Raw genomic sequence first — 19,663 nt, forward strand, 5'->3', positions numbered from 1 at the left:
ATTCTCCATCGAGGGCGAGCCTCCCCCTGCGGCTCCGCTCGTTACGGCAGGCCTCCGTACCCCCGGAGGCCTGCCATTTGTGTTATGCAGGTTACCGGCATGAATCGCCTCATCCTGCTCACTTCTCTACTCGCCGCCTCCGTGCTTGGCGGCCAATGGCTGGACTACACGGGAGGTAAGGGCCCCGGCAAGGGCAAGCACATTGTGCTGGTCGGCGGGGACGAAGAGTACCGGTCGGAGGAGGCGCTGCCGCAACTGGCGAAGATCCTCTCGACGCGGCACGGCTTCCATTGCACCGTGCTGTTCGCCATCGACCGCAAGGACGGCACGATCAACCCGGATCAGAACGACAACATCCCCGGGCTGGAGGCCCTGGACAAGGCCGACCTCATGATTCTGTTCACACGCTTCCGCGATCTGCCCGACGATCAGATGAAGCACGTGGTGGATTATGTGAACTCGGGCCGGCCGATTGTCGGACTGCGGACGGCCACCCATGCGTTCCTGCTCAAGACGAGTGCAACGTACAAGCGTTACAGTTATAACAGCAAGGAGTGGGATGGCGGCTTCGGCCGGCAGATTCTGGGAGAGACGTGGATCAACCACCACGGCAGGCATGCGATCGAGAGTACGCGCGGGATTTTCGCTCCAGGTCAAGAGCGGCATCCCATTCTCCGCGGCATTCGCAGCGGAGAGATCTGGGCGCCCAGCGACGTGTACACGACAAAGCAGCCCCTGTTTGGCGACAGCTTGCCGTTGGTTTTCGGCCAGGTATTGGCCGGCATGAAGCCGGACGATCCGGCGCTGCCCGGACCGAAGAACGATCCCATGATGCCGGTGGCGTGGACCAAAACCTACGTCTCGGAGAGTGGCAAGCGCGGCCGGGTTTTTACGACTACAATGGGCGCTGCCAACGATTTGCAGAACGAAGCGCTACGGCGCCTTGTAGTGAATGGTTGTTACTGGGCCATGGGCCTGGAAAAGAAGCTCCCCGCTAAGAGCAACGTTGATCTGATTGGAGACTACCGGCCTTCCCCGTTCAAGTTCGGTGGTTTCGTGAAGGGCATAAAGCCGTCGGACCTGGAGTCGAAATGAAGATTGAGAAAGCGGTCGTTATCGGGACCGGAATGATGGGGCCGGGGATTGCGGCGACGCTGGCGCTGGGGGGCGTCTCGTCGACCATCGCGAGCCGGACCGAGGCTGGGGCCCAGAAGGGGCTCGAGCAAGCCTGGAGACAATTGTCTCTGCTCGCGGAACATCAACTGATTCATGCCACGGATGTAACACGCGCCCGCCTGCTGCTGCAGGCGACCAGCAGCCTGGAAACGGCTGTGGCGGAGGCCGATCTGGTGATCGAGTCGGCTCCGGAGAACATGGAGTTCAAGCAGGAGCTGTTCGCGAAGCTGGACAAGCTGACGAGGCCGGATGCGATTCTGGCGTCGAACACGTCAGGGCTGAGCATTACAGCCATCGCATCACGCTGCCAGCATCCGGAGCGGGTGGTGACGACACACTTCTGGAATCCGCCGCATTTGATGCCGCTGGTGGAAGTAGTGCGCGGAGAGAAGAGCTCGGACGAGGTGGTGGAAACCGTCCGCGCGCTGCTGGCGCATTGCGGCAAGGTGCCGGTGGTTGTGAAGAAGGACCGGCCGGGCCAGCTCGGGAACCGCATGCAGATGGCGCTGGTGCGGGAAGCGGTGAACATCGTCCAGGAAGGCATCGCGGACGCGCGCGACGTGGATGTGGCGGCGAAGCTGGGCTTCGGGCTGCGGCTGCCGGTGTATGGAGTGCTGGAGCATCAGGATCTGGTGGGCCTGGAACTGGGCCGGCAGATCTGCGGCTATGTGGCGGCCGATTTGAATAACGACCCCAAGGCTCCGGCGCTGTTCGACAGGAAGATCGCGGCGGGCGAGACGGGCGCAACGGCGGGACGCGGCTTTCACGAATGGCCGGCGGGCACGGCAACCGAGGTCAAAGCCCGGCGGGACCGGTTCCTCATCGATTGCCTGCGGCGCGGCGTCGTGGCCAGCGCCAGCCCGGCGCGGGCCAAGGAAGAGCACAAGGAAGCGGTGCCGCTCTGGTAGCGCCGTCCCTGTAGTCCCGCTCTGAAATGCCAGTGGCGGTGAGTCGCGATAGAATCGAAGGGCTTATGAAGCCAGTACTTCGATTCCTGCTCCCGATACTCGCCCTTCTGCCCGTAGTGACCGCCCAGGTGAAGATCACCTCCGGCCCGGAGAAGGTCAGCGTCGAAATTGACGGCAAGCCGTTCACTGATTTCTTCGTCGCCGGCGCCGAGGTGACCAAGCCCTATCTGCATCCGTTGCGCGCCGCCTCCGGCACGTATGTGACGCGCATGTGGCCGATGGCCGAGGTGGCGGGTGAACCCACAGACCACAAGCACCAGCGCGGCCTTTGGTTCGCGCATGCGAAGGTCAACGAGCTGGACTTCTGGAACAACGAGGCGTCGTACACCACGAAGAATCGCGGCCGCATCGCGCTGAAGAAACTGGGCGCGGTGAAGAGCGGCAAGGACCAGGGCTCCATCCAGGCGACGTTTGAATGGATGGATATGGCCGGAGCGATCGTACTCACTGAATCGCGGCTGATGACGTTCCGCAAGGAAGGCGACCTGCGGATGGTGGACTTCGACATCACGCTGACGGCGGTGGTGCCCAGCACGTTCCACGACGAAAAAGACGGTGTCTTCGGCCTGCGCATCCGGCCTGATCTGCAGGAGCAGAAGCACAGCGGCAAGATCGTGAACGCCGAAGGGTTGGAGACGGAGAAGGCTGTGTGGGGCAAGCCCTCGAACTGGGTGGACTACTCGGGTGACGTGAGCGGCGAAAAGCTCGGCATCGCGATCTTCGATCATCCGGGCAATCCGCGGCATCCGGTGCGCTGGCACGTGCGCGGGTACGGGCTGTTCGCGGCCAATCCGTTCGGGCTGGCTGTGTTCACGGGCGACAAGACGAAGAGCGGCAGCATGACGCTGATGCCGAAGGATTCACTGCGGTTTCGCTACCGTGTGGTGATCCACCCGGGCGATGCGGCGGCCGCGCATCTGCCCGAGCTGTATACGAAGTACGAAGCAACGAAGTAAGCGCCGGAATGCCTCCGCGCCTGGATGTGGATTCGGGCGCGGGGGCGACGGATTGGGTCCCGGCGGCTTCCCCTCCCCAAATCCCTCTCCTTCTCCCCTCAATAATCTGGAGGATTCGCGAGTGCTTGCAGAACTACTTGCAGGCCGCGAGTCACGCGTGCGAGGCGGACATAGTCGAGACGGTCCGGTGTGTCCATCGGAGTGTGGTAGTTAGGATTGCGGTACGGAGCCGTGTCTGTCACTTCAATGGCGGGAAAGCCTTGCTGCCAGAACGACCAGTGATCGGACCAGCCTGCTCCGGGTACGGCATTCGGCAGGGACGCACCTACGGACGGCAAGGCAGCCGGCCCCCGGAACTCGCGCATCACGGCGTGGAGCAACGGGCGGGATTTCAGGTCGCCAACAAAGGCGAGAAAATCGCCCTTCGACGGGTAGATCAGCCCCAGGCCCACTGGGTAACGCTGGCTTGCGGCGGATTCCGAAAAGAAACCGACCGACTCAACGCTCAGCATGGCCACGACGTTGTCGCCCTGCTGCCGGCATCTCTTTGCATAGACCAGGCTGCCCATGTCATCGGTCCAAAAGTAGGGTGACTCCTCATTGGTGAAGCCCACGAACCGGACGGTGCGCCGGGGCTTCGTGGACGCGAACTCGCGAGCCAGCGCGAGCACGACGGCCACACCGCTGGCGTTATCGTCCGCTCCAGGACTATCGGCGACGCTGTCGTAATGCGCGCCCACGACTACAATCTCTCGCGGGATGAAGGAGCCCGTCACCACCGCTTCCACGTTTCGTGCAGAAGCGGCGCCGACCTTGTAACGCTGGGATTCGGAAGAGTACCCCGCGTTCTTTAGCGCGGTCTCGATAAAGGCCGCAGCCTGCTCCAGTTGCCGGGGCTTGAAGGACAGGTTCCGCTCCCCGATCTCGCCGGCAAGTACATTCACATCGCGGCGCAACTGAAGGGCGAGTGGCGCCAGGTTTGCATCGCTGGTCGTCCGAACGTCCGCGACGCCGCAACCGGGAGTCCAGAACATCCACCACGCGGCCACCGCGAGAATGAACCCGTAGAAAACCACGCGCATCAGAATGGCTCTGAGAATTCTGGACCGCCCGGCCCCTGGGAGCTGCACATCAGGTTGACGCTCCGCGCCGCCCCACTGTGGAGATCCGCCTCGTCAGACCGATCGCTCTCCCGTCCACAGCCGCAGCGCCTCTTCCGCGATCAGGTCCGGCCGCTCCTCGGGGAAGAAGAGCTTCGCGCCTTCCACACGCCTGACTCCTCTCGAATGCGGGAAGGTCCGATCCAGCCAGTCGGCCCATGTCGCGTCAAAGAACTGATCGGCCGTGCCCCAGACCATGCGTACCGGCAGGCCGCGCTTCCTCAATACCGGCCCGATCGCCGGCAGTGGATTGGGTTCGAACGCCAGCATGTAGCCGTGCAATTGCGCACGGCGCGCGTCGGAGCTTACCAAGGGCGTCAGGTAGGTATCGATAGCTTCGTCCGTCAGATTAGCCGGATTCGTGTAGCAGACCCCGCCCAGTCCGTCGCTGGATCGCGCGAACGCCTTGTCCGCAATCTGCCGCGCGAGCGCCGGCGCCAGTTCTCCCTTGCGGGCGGCTTCGAGGTGTGGAGCCATGGCCTTGGGCGGGCTGTTCGTGTCCACGTCGCAGTTGGTCAAGAGCAGCGTACGGACGCGCTTCGGGTACTTTGCGGTGAGCAACTGGGCCACTGCTCCGCCGCTGTCGTTCGCCACCACGTCGGCGGCCGGGATCGAGAGCGCTTCCAGGAATGCGTCGATCATCGCGGCCTGCGTGGCCGGGGCCAGGTCCTGACCGGGCCGGGTTTCGGTGTACCCGAGCCCCAGGAAGTCGGGCGCGATGCAGCGGCGATGCGGCGAGAGACGGGCGAGGGCTCCGCGCCACTGGAAGCCGTTCAAGGGGAGGCCGTGCAGGAAGACAGCGGCCGAGCCGTGGCCGCGCTCCACATAAGCGATGCGGCCGAAACGTGTCTCGACGAACCTGCGCGAGGAGTGGAATTCGCTGGCCGTCATTTCGCGGGCGGCTGGCCCCTCGTTGAGCGGCAGCGCGCGGGCGGCGGAGAGAAGACCCGCCACGCCGGCCGATTTCAGTAAATATGTTCTGCGTGTCATGAACCCACGGTAAGGCGGAACCGGCGGCCCGTCTGTCGTGAAACTGCGACAGAGGTAACGCGCGAGCTGGGCTATTCTGGGCAAAGGCGGCCGTGTCAGTCCCGTGCGGTGCACTGCACACGATGACGCAGATCCGCAGCTATCACGACTGGTACCGGGACGGCCCGCTCTCCACGGCTCCGCAACTGCACCGAACGCTTGTGCCGCAGGAGGACCGGGTCTTCCAGGCTGGCACGGTGCAGCTCATCAATGCCTCGCCTCCAGCGGGAGCCGTGGTGGAGCCGCCTGTGCCCGAATATGCGTTGCACTTGTTGCTGGGATCCGCGCCGCTGCTGCGCGTCGGGTTCAATCGACGGCCGCGGTGGGTGGCGGTGTCGCCTGGCGCGCTGCTGCTGGCACCGGCCGACACCTGCTGCGAGTTCGTGGCGGAGGCGCCGGCGCATGTGCTGACCGTTGCGATCCCAAAGGCCGTGGTGGAAGAGTTCTCGGACGATACAGGCCACCGCGTGCATGTGCGGCAGGAGGAGTCGATCCGGGATCCACGCCTGGCTGAGGTGGTCCTGACGCTATGGCAGGAGATGTCGGAAGACGCTCCGGGACAGCATTTGTTCGCTGATCAGGCGTTGCGCGAGATCCTTGCGGCCCTTGCAAGACGTGGCAGCAGACCCGAGCCCGCCCGGCGCGGCCGTGAACAACTGGCGAATCGCACGGTCCGCCGGTTGCGCGATTACGTGGAGAGCAGCCTGGCGGAGGAACTGGATGTGCCGGTGCTGGCGCAGGTGGCCGGCTTGAGTCCGGCGCACTTCGCACGGGCCTTCGCGGCCACGGTAGGCATGACGCCGTTCCGCTACGTGATGACGCGGCGGCTGGCGCATGCCTGTGAGATGCTGCAGCGGACGCGCCGCTCGGCTCTGGACATCGCGTTGGACGCGGGCTTCAAGACGCCCAGCCACTTTGCGGCGCGGTTCCGGCAGGAGTTCGGAGTGACGCCGCGGGAACTGCGCGCCGGCAGGCGGACTGCGAACGTCGGCCTGGAGTTCTAGAGGCGGGAACCGAGCGGGCGGGTTAGTGATACGGGCTGCCGACGGAGCGCCGACGGGGGGAGCGGCGAGGACCACCACACCAGACCTTGGTGCCGCATATTATCCTCTGCATTTTGAAGCATTGCGCGTTAGTGACGAACGCGTGTTCTCCCAATTCACCATGCCAGGCGGCAGCATCCGCCGCGACAAGCCGGATGCCCGGGGCTACTCGCGGGGCCCTAGCCGGCCGATCGCGCCGTCGCCTTCCACGACTCCGCGGCCTTCTCAGGAGGAGCATTGAGTTGATTCGTAAAGCTGGCGTTATCGAACATCGAGACGATTCTCACAATCCTGCCGTCGATGATTCGCGCAACGGCAACCCCGTGGATCACGACGGAGCGATTGGTGGGCGGGAGACCGCTAAAGACGCCCTTATGCGTGCCACTGGCGGTCCAGGTCAGGCACACGCGTTCGCCCTCGCCGAATGCATCCTCGACCTCGAAACGGATGTCGGGGAAACCCTCGATGAAGGAGTCGACCAATTGCTGGTAGGAGGCAGGCCCTACGGTGGGCTGCTCCACACCAGGCATGTAATGTTCATAGTCCGGCGCGAGAAGCTCGTTGGCAATCGATTTGTTCCGCGCGTTCCAGCACTCATCGATAAATCGGGCGAGGATTTCTGGGTTGGACGCCATGGAGTCAAATCATAGCCAAATTCAGCGGCAATCGCGAGCCTAAATATTGACTTTGCCAGACAACCGCATCAGGCGCGGCCTGGGCACGACCGCAACAGTTCTAGCAGTTCTGCGCGGCCTGCCTTCTCCGCCAGTTTCCTGGGCGTGTGTCCAAAGGCATTCGCTGTACCGGCATGCACGCCGGCACCGGAGTCCAACAGCAAGCGAATGGTTTCCAGATCCGCATTGTTCGCGACGGCGAGATGAAGCACGGTGGAGCCATTGCGGTTCTTCGCTGTAATGCTCGCTCCGTGCTGCAGAAGCAGCGAGACCACAGGCAGCCCCGAGGGCGCGGCGGCGTACATCAGGGGCGTGAGTCTATCCCGACCAGCCACGCCATCCACGGGTGCACCCGACTCAAGCAACCGCCGGCACAAGTCCAGGTGGCCCCCCTTGGCTGCGCCGGCCAGTGCGCTCGCCAGTGAATCGGAACCGGGTTTTTCGTCCAGTAGCCTCATCACCGCTGCCTCATCGCCCAGCAAGGCCGCTCCGTCAATTCGCGTGAGCAGGCGCGAGCGAAATACCTCGTCGATGCCGGCATCGCCCGTCGGATAGTTGAGCGCCTCCCACGGGGATCCGGCGTCCAACAAAGCCCGAACCACGTGGACAAAGTCGCCTTCGGGATGACGCTTTTCCACCAGGCAATCGTGCAGCGCAAAGCCAAGCGGTGTGGCATGGTAGCCGGGATCCTCAATGTCAACAGGATGCCCGCGTTCCAGCAGGAGGTCGACCAGCTCCGCACTGCCCGCCCAGGCCGCATTGTGTAGTGGAGTGTAGCCGTGGCTCCGCTCCGGATGTGTCAACGGGAATCCGACATCCAACATCAGCCGGACTGCCTCGATATTCAAGTTGGTCTCCCAGCAGTAGCGGGCCACCAACTCGTGCTCCTCCGGCGCCAGAGAAGCCACCAGGCCGGGATGAGCCGCGGCGAGCGCTTCCGCTTCACCGCGGCGGCCGAGCAGGCAGGACACGATCAGGCGAATTGACGTGCCACTGTGCTCGTACAGATATTCAAAGAGGGCCTGGTGCCCCTGTTTCCAAGCTATCTGGTGGGGATAGGAATTGAAGCCAAGCGTCCATTGGTAGATGGTCCCGCCCCGGCCATGGCCCAGCGGAGGGAAGTGCGGCAGGCGGCCAATGCGGTGCGCCACACAGTCTGGGTCTGAACGGATCAGCGACTCGGCCAGGTTCCGGTCCCCCAACGCAGCAGCCAGGAAAATATCGGGCGTCGCACCCTGCGTCAGCAGGAATCGCGACACCTCCGGCGCATCGCCGATCAGCCACTGGGCCGGAGTCGACGAGTGATCCTGGTCTCGCGCATCGATGCGCGCTCCGTGCGTCAACAGCAGTTGGGCTGTCTCCACATCGCGCGCGAAGTGGAGCGGTGTGCAGTTGTCCATGCCTTTTGCGTCGACCAGGGACGCATCCGCGTCCAACATCCGAGCCAGCGGATCCACCAGCCCGAGGCCGGCCGCCACATGGACGGTCAGTTGCGCGCCCTGATCCACCAGGAACCGGCCGACAGCCGGATCGATTTGCACCGTGCCCATTCCGCCTGCCCACCACTTGGAAACCGCATCCAACTCCGCCCCCAGGCGCAGCAACCTGTGGGCCGTGTTGAGGCTACGCGCCGCCATGAGAACAGGCCGGCAGTGCGGGGCATTCAAGAGCTCGGGATGCTCCTGAACAAGCGCCTCGAAACCAGGACAATCGTCGGCTGCCAGGGCACGATCCAGTTGATGGCGGGGTGATTCAGGCATGGTGGCAGATCGCAGGCAGTTTTCCCAGAAAGCGCTTCTGCGAGAGTAACACCGCCGGCGGGATCCGGGAAGGACTCTCCAACCGGATCCGGAATTCGCAGTTTTGGCACAAGCGGCGCAGAACCGGCCTCACCGGGCGGACCGGTCACCGGCAAGACTTATTTGCCACCCACCGGCGATCGGAGGAATCTGATAGCAGGTGATCGCGCTCTGGACATTGGATGCGGTGCGACTCAAGCCTTTCCCGACCCGATTGGAGTTCGAAATGAGCCAGTTCCCGAAGACTTTTCGTATTGGTGGAGACATGGAGGTCAACCGTCTTGGATTTGGCGCGATGCGCATCGTCGGCCCCGGAGTCTGGGGTCCGCCCGCCGATCCAGCCGAAGCGAAGCGCGTACTGAAGCGCGCGGTTGAGCTCGGTGTGAACTTCATTGACACGGCCGACAGCTACGGCCCGGCGGTGAGCGAACCCTTGATTGGAGAGGCCTTGGCGCCCTATCCCAAAGGTCTCGTCATCGCAACCAAGGCGGGCCTGACGCGCCAGGGCCCCGATCAGTGGCGGCCTGTCGCCCGGCCCGAGTACCTGCAGCAGCAGGTCGAGATGAGCCTGCGATTCCTGCGCACCGACGTGATCGATCTCTGGCAACTGCACCGCATCGACCCGAAGGTACCCGTGGAAGAGTCGCTGGCCGTGATCGTCAAACTGCAGAAGCAGGGCAAGATCCGGCATATCGGCCTGAGCGAAGTGAAGGTGCCTGAGATTGAGCAGGCCCGTCAGGTAGCGAAGATCGTTAGCGTCCAGAACATCTACAACCTGGGAGACCGGCGGCATGAGGACGTCGTGCAATACTGCCAGGCCCATGAGATCGCCTTCATCCCCTGGTTCCCTGTCGCGGCCGGCAAGCTGGCCCAACCGGGCGGCAAACTGGACGAGATGTCCAAGCGGCACGGCTCAACGGTGGCGCAGCTTTCGGTGTCCTGGCTGCTCCATCGCAGTCCGGTGATCCTCCCCATCCCCGGCACTTCCTCGGTCGCGCACCTGGAGGAGAACCTCAAGGCAGCGGATCTCGCCCTATCGGCGGAAGAGATGAAAGAGCTTGAGGACGCGGTGAAGTGACAGGTCCGAACCGGTAGGATCCGCTCTCAGGTCCGGCCGCGAAAGCGGCTGAGCTCGCGGCGGTCCCTCTTGGAAGGCTTGCCGTCGCGCATCGCTTCAAAGTGCGGCATCGACTTCCGCTCTTCGGCCACCTTCTGGCGCAGGGCGCGGCTCTCGTCCGTCTCCCGGTATAGAGTTTGCGCCACGGCGGCCGGACCACGCATCTCACTCAGCAGCAGGACCTCCACCTGGAAGTCGCCGCTGTCGTTGGTGATCTGGAGCATGTCGCCCACCTTCACGTCGCGAGCGGCCTTGGACGTCTGCCCGTTGGAGAGAATCCGGCCAAGCTCGCAAGCCTTCGAAGCCAGGGCACGCGTCTTGAAGAAGCGGGCAGCCCACAGCCATTTGTCCATCCTGACGCCGGTCATGCCTCCATTTTCGTATGAAGCGCAGGCGGAAGGAGACTATCAACAGAACCGGGTTCAATCCTCGCGCAGAACGCTCAGCGGATCGACGCCCAGCGCCCGGCGGATGGGAGTCACGGTCGCGGCGATCATCGCCAGGCCCAACACGCCCGCCACTCCCGCGAGGACCGTTGGATCCCCGGGGTGGACGTCATACAGAAAGCCCTGAAGCACCCGGCCGGCCGCAGCGGCACCCAACGCGCCTAAGAGCAAGCCGGCCACGGCCAAGGTGCCGGCTTCCCGAAGTACCAAGATCGCCACTGAGCCCGGCCCGGCGCCCAGCGCCATGCGCACTCCGATCTCGGCCGAGCGGCCGGCGACCATCGCGCTCACCGCGCCAAACAAGCCGATGGCGGCCAGGACCAGCGCCAGGACGCTGAACGAACCCAGGAGAAACGCGTTCAGTTTACGGCCCGCGATATTGCGGTCGACGAGTTGATCCATGGTCATCAGATCGGCCGCGGGCTGGCCGGGATCGACCTCCCTCAAGGCCAGGCGAAGCGAGGCGGCCAGCCCGGCCGGATCGTTGGCTGTCCGGACCACCAGCACGTTGAGACGGGAGGTCGCATTCTTCTGCGTCGCCTCGTCCATCTGATCATTGAGGGCGTAAATCGTCTCCTCCGGGGGCCGGTCCGCCCGCAAATGCCGGACGTCGCTCACCACGCCAACCACCGTGAACCAGTCGTTGCGTCCAGTCTCATCCAGGCGGATCCGGCGGCCCACGGCCCCACCCTGGGGCCAATACCGGCGCGAGACGGATTCACTGACAACCGCCACTCTCTCCGTCCCAGCCCGGTCGCCATCCGTAAAGTAGCGCCCCGCGCGCAGTGGGATGCCCATCGCACGGAGATAGTCGCCGCTGACTTTGCCGAGGCCGCAGTGCAGGCGGGGCTGCGCGGCGCGTCCTTCGATGTCGAAATCGGTGCCGGACGACAAAGTGCCCAGCGGAATCGCATCGACAGTCCCAACGGCCGTAATACCGGGCAACTGCGCTGCCTTGGCGAGGAGATCGCGCCGAAAGGCGAGGATCCCTGCGGCCGAGCCGTATTTCTGCTTCGGCAGCGTAACGCGCATGGTGAGCACGTGTTCCCGATCGAACCCGAAGCTCACACTCGAAACGCGCCGGAAACTCTCCGTCAACAGACCGCCGGTAGTCAGAAGCACCAGCGCCAGCCCCATCTCGGCCACAACCAACCCACGTGCCAGGCGGCTGCGCGGTGCAATTGTGCGAGCACTCTGGCGCAGGGCCTGCTCGATGGAAACGCGGCTGGCACGGAACGCAGGGGCGAGTCCGAAGAGCAGGCCGCAACCCAGGGAGCAGGCGGCGGAGAAGGCCAGGACCGCTGGATTCAGCCGCACTTCCGCCATGTGCGGCATGGAACGCGGCAGCAGGGCTTGCAGCAGAGGTAGGCAGACCCCGGCCACAATCAGGCCGGCCGCGCCGCCGAGCAGCCCGAGTAACGCCGATTCCGTCAGGACCTGACGCAACAGGCGGCCGCCGGAAACGCCCAACGCCTGCCGGATCGCAAATTCCCGGCGGCGCGCTGCTCCGCGCACCAGCAGCAGGTTTGCCACATTGGCACAGGCGATGAGCAGCACAAGGCACGCTCCGGCCATCAGCAACGCGAGGGCAGGCCGGACTTCGCGAGCCTGGCGGGTTTCGGAAAGAGGCGTGATCCAGGCGCCGTAACCGGAATTCTCCGGCGGGTAGGCGGCCGCCAACCGGGACACGATGGCTTCCATCTCAGCCTGGGCCTGACCGAGCGACACGCCGGGCCGCCTCCTTCCGACCACGCCCAGTGAATGACTCCCGCGCTGCGTGCGCTGTTCCGGCGTCAGATTCAATGAAAGCCAGAGGGGCGGCTGATAGGCAACGGGCCAACCGGGCGGAAACGCGAAGCCTTCCGGCATGACGCCCACGATCGTAAAAGCTTCCCCATCAACGGAGATGGAGCGGCCGAGCACGCCAGGGTTCCCGTCGAAATGCGTCCGCCAGTACCCGTGGCTGAGCACTGCGGAGCGGCCCCCTTCCGCGCGATCATCCATTTCAGCGAGGCCGCGTCCCAGGGCAGGGGCAACCCCTAGTAACGGGAATAGATTTGCGGAAACCCGCGCCAGGCTGACCTCTTCCGGTTCCCCGCCGCCGGTCAGGCTGGCCAGGTGCTGGATGCGGTAGGCGCCCAGGCCGGTGAATGCCTGATTGGCTGAACTCCAGTCAGCGAAGTTCGCCCAGGTCGTACCGCCGGTCTGCCAACCGTTCTGCAGGTTCTTCACGCTGGCATCAACCAGCGAGGAGGGATCCGCATAGCGCATCGGCGCAAGCCAGGCCGAGTAGAGCACGCTGAAGACGCTGGTGTTCACTCCGATCCCCAAGGCCATGGTCAGCAGCACCACGGTGGAGAAGCCGGGATTGGACCGAAGCGACCGTGCGGCGTGGCGGAGGTCGTGCCACAGGGATTCGACAAACGGGATGCCGTGCTGATCCTGATAAGCCTCTTTGATCTGCTGCTGGCCACCCAAAGCCAGGCGGGCAGCCCGCGCCGCCTCGGCTGGAGTCATGCCCTGCGCCGCATGCTCATCGGTGAGCATCGCCAGATGGGCAGAGAGTTCTTCGTCCAGATCGGTGTGTTCCGCACGCGAGCCAAGCGCACCGCGCAGGCGCTGCCACCACTCGCGCCAGACAATCATGCACCCGCCTCCAGCACGCGCTGCATCATGGCCACGGTCCGCTGCCACTCGCGCTCCTCGTGCTCGAGGTGTTTCTCGCCTGCCTCTGTCAGCGAGTAGAATTTCGCGCGCCTATTGTTCTCGCTGGTGGCCTAACGGCTGTCGATCCAGCCCCTCTGCTCCAACCGGAGCAGGGCCGGGTAGATGGTGCCCTGGTTCAGAAACAACGATCCTTCGGCCGCCTGCTCGATCCGCCGCGCAAGGCCGAAGCCATGCAGCGGACCCATCGATTGCAGGGTCTTCATGACCAGAAGATCCAAGGTGCCGTAGGGCACTTCCGTGCGCGGTGCATCCATTCCAAGCTCCTGTTGCCTGTTCGTGTTGTCTGTCAACAGAAGAATATCCCCGATTCGAATTCCTGGCAAGCCCCCAGTGCAAACGGCCGCTTCGCCCGGCTGTAACGCCGAATCAATACTCGCGTGGTATTCTTTCGCCCATGCGCCGTCGCACCTTCCTATCCGCACTGAGTTTCGCGCTGGCCGACGCACTGCCAGGCCAGGAGACGCCGAAGTTTGCGTCGAACCCTTTTCAACTGGGTGTAGCCTCGGGCGATCCCGCTCCTGACGGCGCTGTACTGTGGACCCGCCTGATGGGCGAGAACCTCAAGGCGCCGGTTCCTGTTCGCTGGGTGGTTGCCTCCGACGACAAATGCACGAAGGTCGTGAAGCAGGGCGTGACCTCGGCTGCGCCAGACCTGGCCCACTCGGTGCATGTCGAGGTGAGCGGCCTTGCTGCGAATCGCCCCTACTGGTATCGCTTCACCGCCGGCAAGGAGGAGTCGCCCATTGGCCGCACGCGCACGGCGCCATCCGCGGCTGCGGGCCTCGACCATCTGCGCTTCGCTTTCGCCTCCTGCCAGCACTATGAGACGGGTCTCTACACCGCCTATGACCACATGGTCCAGGAAGACCTCGACCTCATCGTCTTCCTCGGCGACTACATCTACGAAAACGGTCCGCGCGATGGGCAGGTGCGCCGCCACAACAGTCCGGAGATCATGAGCCTGTCCGACTATCGCAACCGCTACACGCTCTATCGCGGAGACGAGAAACTGCAGCGCGCGCACGCCTACGCGCCCTGGATCGTCACCTGGGACGACCACGAAGTAGACAACGATTATGCCAACGACCACCAGGAGAACGGCATGGACCGCACGACCTTCCTGGAGCGGCGCGCCGCCGCCTATCAGGCCTACTACGAACACATGCCCCTGCGCATCGGCCAGAAGCACCACGGCACCGCATTGCAGCTTTACCGTCGCCTGTCCTACGGCAACCTGGCGCAGTTCCATGTCCTCGACACTCGCCAGTTCCGCGACCCGCAACCCTGCGGCGGCTCAGGCACGCGCCCGGTCTGCGCCGAGTCGCAGGACCCGAAGCGCACAATCCTCGGAGCAGCGCAAACCAAGTGGCTGCTCGACGGACTGGATCAATCCAAGGCGCGCTGGAATGTCCTGGCCAACCAGGTGATCTTCGCGCCGGCGGACTTCAAGGTCGGCCCGGAGATCGGCTTCTCGATGGACAAGTGGAGCGGCTACGAAGCCTCCCGCAACACCGTCATGGATTTCCTGTCGAAGAGGAAGCCGCAGAATCCCGTCGTCATCACAGGCGATGTCCACTCCAATTGGGCTTTCGACCTCAAGCGGAACTGGCAGGATCCCAAGTCTGAAGCGCTGGGCGTCGAGTTTGTAGGCACCTCCATCACGTCCTCCGGCGACGGCATGGACGCCCGTCCGGACACGCCGAAACAGCTCGCCGAGAACCCGCACCTTCGCTTTTTCAACGCGCAGCGAGGCTATGTGAAGTGCACCGTGACGCCGAAGGAATGGCAAACGGAATACCGCGTCATGCCGTTCGTCACCAAACCGGGAGCGCCCATCTCGACCCGTGCGAAGTTTGTAGTCGAGGATGGCAGGAAAGTGCTGCAGCAGGCCTAGAACACAGGGAGCGAGGCGGCCTCGCCCGGGGAGACCGGCCAGGCCGCCCAACGACTACTGCGGCCTGGCCGCGACGGGCGCGAAGTCCAGGAAGCCCGTCACCGCGCGCAGACGCCCTTCCGCAATCGCCGCGAAATCGACGCCGCCGGCAATGGCCGTGTCGCCTTCCGGCTTCAGCTCCCAGGTAAACCGGGCACGATCATTGTGGCCATCGACCTGGCCAGCGCGGTGGAACCTGCAGCCCGCAAACTGCCGCTGGACCCCTTCCACCATGGCGTTGATGCCGTCGTGGCCCTGCGCCTGGACCAGCGGGTCGATATACGTCGCGTCCTCCGTCCAGGTGCGCGCGATGAGCGCCCGGCGCGCTTCGGCATCGGTTTCGTTCCAGATCGCAAAATACCGGTCAATCAGTTCAGTGAGGTGGTTCATGACCGCATTTTGCCGTGGCTCGAGCGGTTCTTCAATTACCTCGCAGGTAATGGAGCCGGGGCCCCGCCGTTCGCTATCTTGGGCACACGGAGCACACAGCCCACGTGGGCGCATTACTCCGCGAATGGCGACAGCGCCGCCGCATGAGCCAGCTCAACCTGGCCTGCGAAGCCGAGATCTCCAGCCGGCACCTGAGCTTCATCGAGACCGGCCGTTCGCAACCCAGCCGCGGCATGATCCTGCAGCTCGCCGATCATCTGCGGATCCCACCCCGGGAGAAGAACACGCTGCTGGCGGCCGGCGGTTTCGCCTCGGTATATCCAGAGAGAAACCTCGACGACCCGGCCCTCGCGGCGGGACTGAAAGCGGTGGAACTCGTGCTGAATGGCCACGAGCCCTATCCGGCCTTGGCCATCGATCGTCATTGGACACTGATGGCCGCGAACCGGGCCGTCGCCCCGCTGCTCGATGGGATCGATCCGTCCCTGCTGCAGCCGCCGGTGAACGTCTTGCGGCTGAGCCTGCACCCGGCAGGTCTCGCGCCGCGGATCGGAAATGCCGCGGAGTGGAAAGCCCACATCCTGCACCGGCTGCTGCAGCAGATCGATGCCACGGCCGACGAAGTCCTGATGGCGCTCTATAAGGAACTGAGCAATTACCCGCTGCCCGCCGGCGCCGTTCGCCGGACGCCCGCGAACGAGCATTATTCCGGCGTGGCCGTGCCGCTGCAGCTCGAAACGTCGAGCGGACTTGTCTCGCTGATCAGCACCACAATGGTCTTCGGCACACCGCTGGACATCACACTTTCTGAACTCGCCATCGAGAGCTTCTTCCCCGCCGATGATGCCTCGGCAGGGATCCTGCGTGCCCTGGCCGGTGCGAAGCCTTAGCGTCTCACCCGCCCCGCGCGCCATCGAATTGCGAAAACGACTCAAGCGCGAAAGAATGAGGCATGCAGATCCGGTCGTCCTCTTTGGTCCAGGCGTTTGCCCGCGCCTCCTCGACACAGCCAGGGAGTATCGCCGGCTGCGCGGACAGGACGAACCCTGGACCTGCCACTCGCTGGCTGACCCTCCTCGCGACCGCCCTCGTCGCGTTCAGCGCTTTCGGCCAGGATCAGAACAAGCCGGACAAGCCGCCAGTGGAAGCGAAGAAGGCGGCACAGGAACCCATCGCCGCGGGCGGCGAGCAACTCTCAGACAAGCAGGTCTCGGCGCTGCCTCTCAACAAGCGTGACTTCAGCCAGTTGCTGCTGCTCGCCGCCGGTACGCAGACCGACACCAACGGCGCCGCGAACTTCACACAACAATTCACCATCAACGGCCAGCGCGGCAGCGCTACGGTCTTCGCGATGGACGGCATCGACACAACCGACCCGGAGATGGGCGGCGCAACGTTCTCCAACTTCAACGTCGACGCGATCCAGGAGATCAAGTCCAGTGCCGGTGTGCTGCCGGCCGAGATCGGTCATGGCGCGGCCGGCTATACCGAGGTCCTCTCCAAGTCGGGCACAAACGACCTGCACGGCAGCGTGTTCGAGTTCCTCCGCAACGCGGTGCTCGATGCCCGCAACTTCTTCGACCGCCGAAATGTCGCCCAGCCCGGCCGCATCCCGCCTTTCGTCCGGAACGAATTCGGCTTCACCAACGGTGGTCCACTCGTCCTGCCCGGGCTCTACAACGGCCGCAACCGGACTTATTACTTCGGCCAGTACCAGGGCTTCCGACAAGTGTTGGGCACCACACAGATGCTGCCCGTGCCCACGGTGGACGAGCGCAGCGGCCTCAACACCACGGCCTTCCCGGGCGACACCCTGTATGTCCCGGTGGACCCGCAGATCGCCAAAGTCCTCGCGCGCTATCCACTGCCGAACGACCCACAGGGACCCTACGGCGCCCGCACCTACGCCACCTCGTCGAAGGTACGCACAGTGACCGACCAATTCTCCATCCGGCTCGACCACAGGCTCTCTGACAAGGCGCAGCTTTTCGGCCGCTTCAACCTGAATGACGTGGACGGTCCACAAACCAACCCGGGGCAGCTCGCCATCGATCCCAGCTTCGGGATCCGCTTCTTTGATCACCAGAGGAACGCCGGCATCTCGTACATCCGCACACAATCGCCCAATCTCATCTTCGAGACCTACCTGGGCTACGTGCGCTCCACGCCGAACTTCCCCACCTCGAACAGCACCCAGCCCGCGCTCGCCTTCGGCGACGGCCTCTATGAAGGGTTCAACTCCGCCGCGGGCTCCACCATCGGCTCTTACGGCAATCTGTTCCAGCTACGCCAGAACGTCGCCTGGACCCGCGGCAAGCACGCCTGGAAGGCGGGCGGCGAGATCCGGGTCAACCGTGACACCACGGTCTTCGGCTTGTCGCCCAATGGCACCTACATGTTCGGCGGCGGCACCGCTTACGCTCCGGCCGCCATTCGATCCAAGAGCGGTTCGCACGACATCGCGCCTGGCGATCCGCTGCCCGACTCGCTCACCGGCTTCCTCACCGCCACGCCCTTCTCCTACACCATCACCGCGGCGCCCGCGCTCTTCGGCCAAGGTCAGCGCATGGGGGTGGCCGCCATCCATCGGCAAGCCTACAACTTCTTCCTGCAGGATCGCTGGACCATCTCGTCGCGCTTCGCCGTCAGCTACGGTCTTCGCTACGAAGTGAACTCCACTGTCACCGAGGGCAAGCAGCAGGTCACCGGCTTCATCACGGAAAATGCGGCGGGAGTGAAGATCCACTCCATGAACCTGGGCGCGCGCGGGCGGCTGATTGTTCGCCCCGAGCCCTACTACCCGATCGACTGGACCGGCTGGGGTCCGCGTCTGGCCATCGACTGGAACCTTGATTCCAAGACCGTGTTCCGCGCCGGCGGGTCCATCACTTCACAGCTCATGAACCTCTGGCAGCTGAACATGGTCACGGCCAACCTGCCCATCGTGGTGGCGCCCTACGCCACGGCCGAACGCGGCCGGCCTCTGCCTTTCCAGAACGCCGTCACCCGGGTTACTTTGCCCGACGCCTATTCTGTCTCGGGGCAGAAGATCTTCGCCACCGGCCGTTCCACCGACGTCACGCCGAACACGGAGATGGACGTCCTGCGATTTGAACGCGATCTCGCCGCGCTGAGCCCGGACGGCCAGGTGCGCGCGCTGAGCGTACAGGGCATGTCGCCCGACTTCCGCAACGGCTACATCGGCACCTGGACCGCCGGGCTGGAACGGAAGATCCACGACATCACCGCCAGCCTGGGTTATGTCGCCACCACCGGCATTCGCCTCGGCTGCATCGAGAGCCCCAACGGCTACCCTGGCGCCACGCCCGGCTTCGCGCCGTTCACCCAGTTCGACTCGCAAGGCCGCGCGCAGGGTGGCTTCGGTCCCGTCTGGGCCGTCAGCAGCCACTCCCACTCGACCTACCATTCCCTGCAGGCTGCCGCCTCCAAGACCTCTCTCCGCGCCGGACTTGGCTTCCAGGCCAGCTACACCTACAGCAAGTCCATCGACGACACCAGTGCCGTGCTCGGAGGCTTCCTCGGCGGAGCGTCCGGCACGCAGTTGCAGACCTCTCCACAGAACCCGCGTGATCGCGCCGCCGAAAAAGGCCCATCCACCTTCGACATCGCGCACGCGTTTTCGCTGAGCGCCATCCAGGAACTGCCCCTCACCCGTCTTCTGCCTGCCCTGCCCCGCCGCGCCACCAGCGGCTGGCAGTTCCTCGGCATGACCAGTCACATGAGCGGCGCGCCGTTCAGCGTCTACTCAGGCATCCAGCAGACCGGCGTAGGCTCGAACAACGCCGACCGCCCCGACGCCGTGGGCTCACCCACCCTCTCGACCAACCGCCCGGTCAAAGAAGACTACTTCGGCCTCGGCGAGAAGAACAGCTCCTACTTCTCCATCCCCATCAACGTGCCTGGCGGCACGGGCCCCAACCAGGGACGCTTCGGCACCCTGGGCCGAAACACGTTCCGCGGCCCCGCCTTCCATAACTTCGACTTCTCGCTCATCAAAAACACGCCCATCGGACCCCGGGGCAATGCCGAACGCGTCGCCCTTCAGTTCCGCTTCGAAGTCTTCAACGCGTTCAACATCACGAACTTCAGCCTGCCTTCGAATCTGGTTCTGGGCCCTGGCTTCGGAATCATCAGCCGCACCGCCGGTTCCTCCCGCCAGATTCAGGTTTCCATGAAGATCGTCTATTAGCGCACCGCCCTATCTTCCATCATTCGCGGCAGCAA

General features: G+C 64.3%; 16 protein-coding genes. 8 read left to right on the forward strand and 8 right to left on the reverse strand.

Features of this window, described 5'->3' with window-relative positions; genetic code table 11:
- The first annotated feature begins 99 nt into the window (after positions 1-99).
- The 3 genes from IRI77_RS16135 to IRI77_RS16145 all read left to right on the forward strand — a co-directional run bounded on the left by IRI77_RS16135 (position 100) and on the right by IRI77_RS16145 (position 3,100).
- On the forward strand, positions 100-1,095 hold the full coding sequence (locus IRI77_RS16135; protein ID WP_228486760.1) for a ThuA domain-containing protein: 996 nt from the start codon (positions 100-102) through the stop codon (positions 1,093-1,095).
- Positions 1,092-2,084 (forward strand): 3-hydroxyacyl-CoA dehydrogenase family protein, encoded by a 993-nt coding sequence (locus tag IRI77_RS16140; protein WP_194453071.1) that lies wholly within the window; start codon positions 1,092-1,094, stop codon positions 2,082-2,084. Before IRI77_RS16135 ends, IRI77_RS16140 begins: the two co-directional genes overlap by 4 nt.
- A gap of 65 nt (positions 2,085-2,149) precedes the next feature.
- Positions 2,150-3,100, forward strand: coding sequence for a DUF6807 domain-containing protein (locus tag IRI77_RS16145; RefSeq protein ID WP_194453072.1), 951 nt, complete (start codon positions 2,150-2,152; stop codon positions 3,098-3,100).
- A gap of 98 nt (positions 3,101-3,198) precedes the next feature.
- On the opposite strand, the gene IRI77_RS16150 is transcribed toward IRI77_RS16145, so the two are convergent.
- Together IRI77_RS16150 and IRI77_RS16155 are read right to left on the reverse strand one after the other, a co-directional pair.
- Positions 3,199-4,182, reverse strand: coding sequence for a M20/M25/M40 family metallo-hydrolase (locus IRI77_RS16150; RefSeq protein WP_194453073.1), 984 nt, complete (start codon positions 4,180-4,182; stop codon positions 3,199-3,201).
- Between the two features lie 93 nt (positions 4,183-4,275).
- Positions 4,276-5,250, reverse strand: a complete 975-nt coding sequence (locus IRI77_RS16155; RefSeq protein ID WP_194453074.1) for an alpha/beta fold hydrolase — start codon at positions 5,248-5,250, stop codon at positions 4,276-4,278.
- A 122-nt stretch (positions 5,251-5,372) separates the two neighbouring features.
- Here IRI77_RS16155 and IRI77_RS16160 point away from each other — a divergent pair, with 122 nt between their 5' ends.
- Positions 5,373-6,293: a helix-turn-helix domain-containing protein gene (locus IRI77_RS16160; RefSeq protein ID WP_194453075.1), complete on the forward strand. Its 921-nt coding sequence runs from the start codon at positions 5,373-5,375 to the stop codon at positions 6,291-6,293.
- Positions 6,294-6,511: 218 nt separating this feature from the next.
- Here IRI77_RS16160 and IRI77_RS16165 read toward each other — a convergent pair whose 3' ends face one another.
- Together IRI77_RS16165 and IRI77_RS16170 are read right to left on the reverse strand one after the other, a co-directional pair.
- Positions 6,512-6,967 (reverse strand): ester cyclase, encoded by a 456-nt coding sequence (locus tag IRI77_RS16165; protein WP_194453076.1) that lies wholly within the window; start codon positions 6,965-6,967, stop codon positions 6,512-6,514.
- A gap of 68 nt (positions 6,968-7,035) precedes the next feature.
- Positions 7,036-8,766: an ankyrin repeat domain-containing protein gene (locus IRI77_RS16170; RefSeq protein ID WP_194453077.1), complete on the reverse strand. Its 1,731-nt coding sequence runs from the start codon at positions 8,764-8,766 to the stop codon at positions 7,036-7,038.
- A gap of 265 nt (positions 8,767-9,031) precedes the next feature.
- On the opposite strand from IRI77_RS16170, the gene IRI77_RS16175 reads away from it, so the two are divergent.
- The gene (locus tag IRI77_RS16175) at positions 9,032-9,883 is read left to right on the forward strand and encodes an aldo/keto reductase (protein WP_194453078.1); all 852 of its coding nucleotides are present in this window, start codon (positions 9,032-9,034) and stop codon (positions 9,881-9,883) included.
- A 26-nt stretch (positions 9,884-9,909) separates the two neighbouring features.
- Here IRI77_RS16175 and IRI77_RS16180 read toward each other — a convergent pair whose 3' ends face one another.
- From IRI77_RS16180 to IRI77_RS38485, 3 genes are all read right to left on the reverse strand, one after another.
- Entirely contained in the window at positions 9,910-10,290 is a 381-nt protein-coding gene (locus tag IRI77_RS16180; RefSeq protein ID WP_194453079.1) for an RNA-binding S4 domain-containing protein, read from the reverse strand.
- Between the two features lie 54 nt (positions 10,291-10,344).
- Positions 10,345-13,014 (reverse strand): ABC transporter permease, encoded by a 2,670-nt coding sequence (locus IRI77_RS16185; RefSeq protein WP_194453080.1) that lies wholly within the window; start codon positions 13,012-13,014, stop codon positions 10,345-10,347.
- Positions 13,015-13,145: 131 nt separating this feature from the next.
- Positions 13,146-13,349, reverse strand: coding sequence for a helix-turn-helix transcriptional regulator (locus tag IRI77_RS38485; protein WP_323745363.1), 204 nt, complete (start codon positions 13,347-13,349; stop codon positions 13,146-13,148).
- Between the two features lie 140 nt (positions 13,350-13,489).
- Between IRI77_RS38485 and IRI77_RS16195 the strand changes: the two genes are divergently transcribed.
- Positions 13,490-14,989, forward strand: a complete 1,500-nt coding sequence (locus IRI77_RS16195; protein ID WP_194453081.1) for an alkaline phosphatase D family protein — start codon at positions 13,490-13,492, stop codon at positions 14,987-14,989.
- A gap of 54 nt (positions 14,990-15,043) precedes the next feature.
- On the opposite strand, the gene IRI77_RS16200 is transcribed toward IRI77_RS16195, so the two are convergent.
- A complete protein-coding gene (locus tag IRI77_RS16200; RefSeq protein WP_194453082.1) occupies positions 15,044-15,418 on the reverse strand; it encodes a nuclear transport factor 2 family protein in 375 nt (124 codons plus the stop codon).
- Positions 15,419-15,522: 104 nt separating this feature from the next.
- On the opposite strand from IRI77_RS16200, the gene IRI77_RS16205 reads away from it, so the two are divergent.
- Positions 15,523-16,308, forward strand: coding sequence for a helix-turn-helix domain-containing protein (locus tag IRI77_RS16205; RefSeq protein ID WP_194453083.1), 786 nt, complete (start codon positions 15,523-15,525; stop codon positions 16,306-16,308).
- Positions 16,309-16,370: 62 nt separating this feature from the next.
- Positions 16,371-19,628, forward strand: a complete 3,258-nt coding sequence (locus tag IRI77_RS16210; protein ID WP_194453084.1) for an outer membrane beta-barrel protein — start codon at positions 16,371-16,373, stop codon at positions 19,626-19,628.
- The last annotated feature ends 35 nt before the right edge of the window (positions 19,629-19,663 follow it).

Source organism: Paludibaculum fermentans, assembly GCF_015277775.1.
GTDB classification, from domain to species: Bacteria; Acidobacteriota; Terriglobia; order Bryobacterales; family Bryobacteraceae; genus Paludibaculum; species Paludibaculum fermentans.

Coding starts and splice junctions, on each gene's coding strand:
- IRI77_RS16135 (WP_228486760.1), top strand. CDS start 100: ATGAATCGCCTCATCCTGCTCACTTCTCTACTCGCCGCCTCCGTGCTT.
- IRI77_RS16140 (WP_194453071.1), top strand. CDS start 1,092: ATGAAGATTGAGAAAGCGGTCGTTATCGGGACCGGAATGATGGGGCCG.
- IRI77_RS16145 (WP_194453072.1), top strand. CDS start 2,150: ATGAAGCCAGTACTTCGATTCCTGCTCCCGATACTCGCCCTTCTGCCC.
- IRI77_RS16150 (WP_194453073.1), bottom strand. CDS start 4,182: ATGCGCGTGGTTTTCTACGGGTTCATTCTCGCGGTGGCCGCGTGGTGG.
- IRI77_RS16155 (WP_194453074.1), bottom strand. CDS start 5,250: ATGACACGCAGAACATATTTACTGAAATCGGCCGGCGTGGCGGGTCTT.
- IRI77_RS16160 (WP_194453075.1), top strand. CDS start 5,373: ATGACGCAGATCCGCAGCTATCACGACTGGTACCGGGACGGCCCGCTC.
- IRI77_RS16165 (WP_194453076.1), bottom strand. CDS start 6,967: ATGGCGTCCAACCCAGAAATCCTCGCCCGATTTATCGATGAGTGCTGG.
- IRI77_RS16170 (WP_194453077.1), bottom strand. CDS start 8,766: ATGCCTGAATCACCCCGCCATCAACTGGATCGTGCCCTGGCAGCCGAC.
- IRI77_RS16175 (WP_194453078.1), top strand. CDS start 9,032: ATGAGCCAGTTCCCGAAGACTTTTCGTATTGGTGGAGACATGGAGGTC.
- IRI77_RS16180 (WP_194453079.1), bottom strand. CDS start 10,290: ATGACCGGCGTCAGGATGGACAAATGGCTGTGGGCTGCCCGCTTCTTC.
- IRI77_RS16185 (WP_194453080.1), bottom strand. CDS start 13,014: ATGATTGTCTGGCGCGAGTGGTGGCAGCGCCTGCGCGGTGCGCTTGGC.
- IRI77_RS38485 (WP_323745363.1), bottom strand. CDS start 13,349: ATGGATGCACCGCGCACGGAAGTGCCCTACGGCACCTTGGATCTTCTG.
- IRI77_RS16195 (WP_194453081.1), top strand. CDS start 13,490: ATGCGCCGTCGCACCTTCCTATCCGCACTGAGTTTCGCGCTGGCCGAC.
- IRI77_RS16200 (WP_194453082.1), bottom strand. CDS start 15,418: ATGAACCACCTCACTGAACTGATTGACCGGTATTTTGCGATCTGGAAC.
- IRI77_RS16210 (WP_194453084.1), top strand. CDS start 16,371: ATGCAGATCCGGTCGTCCTCTTTGGTCCAGGCGTTTGCCCGCGCCTCC.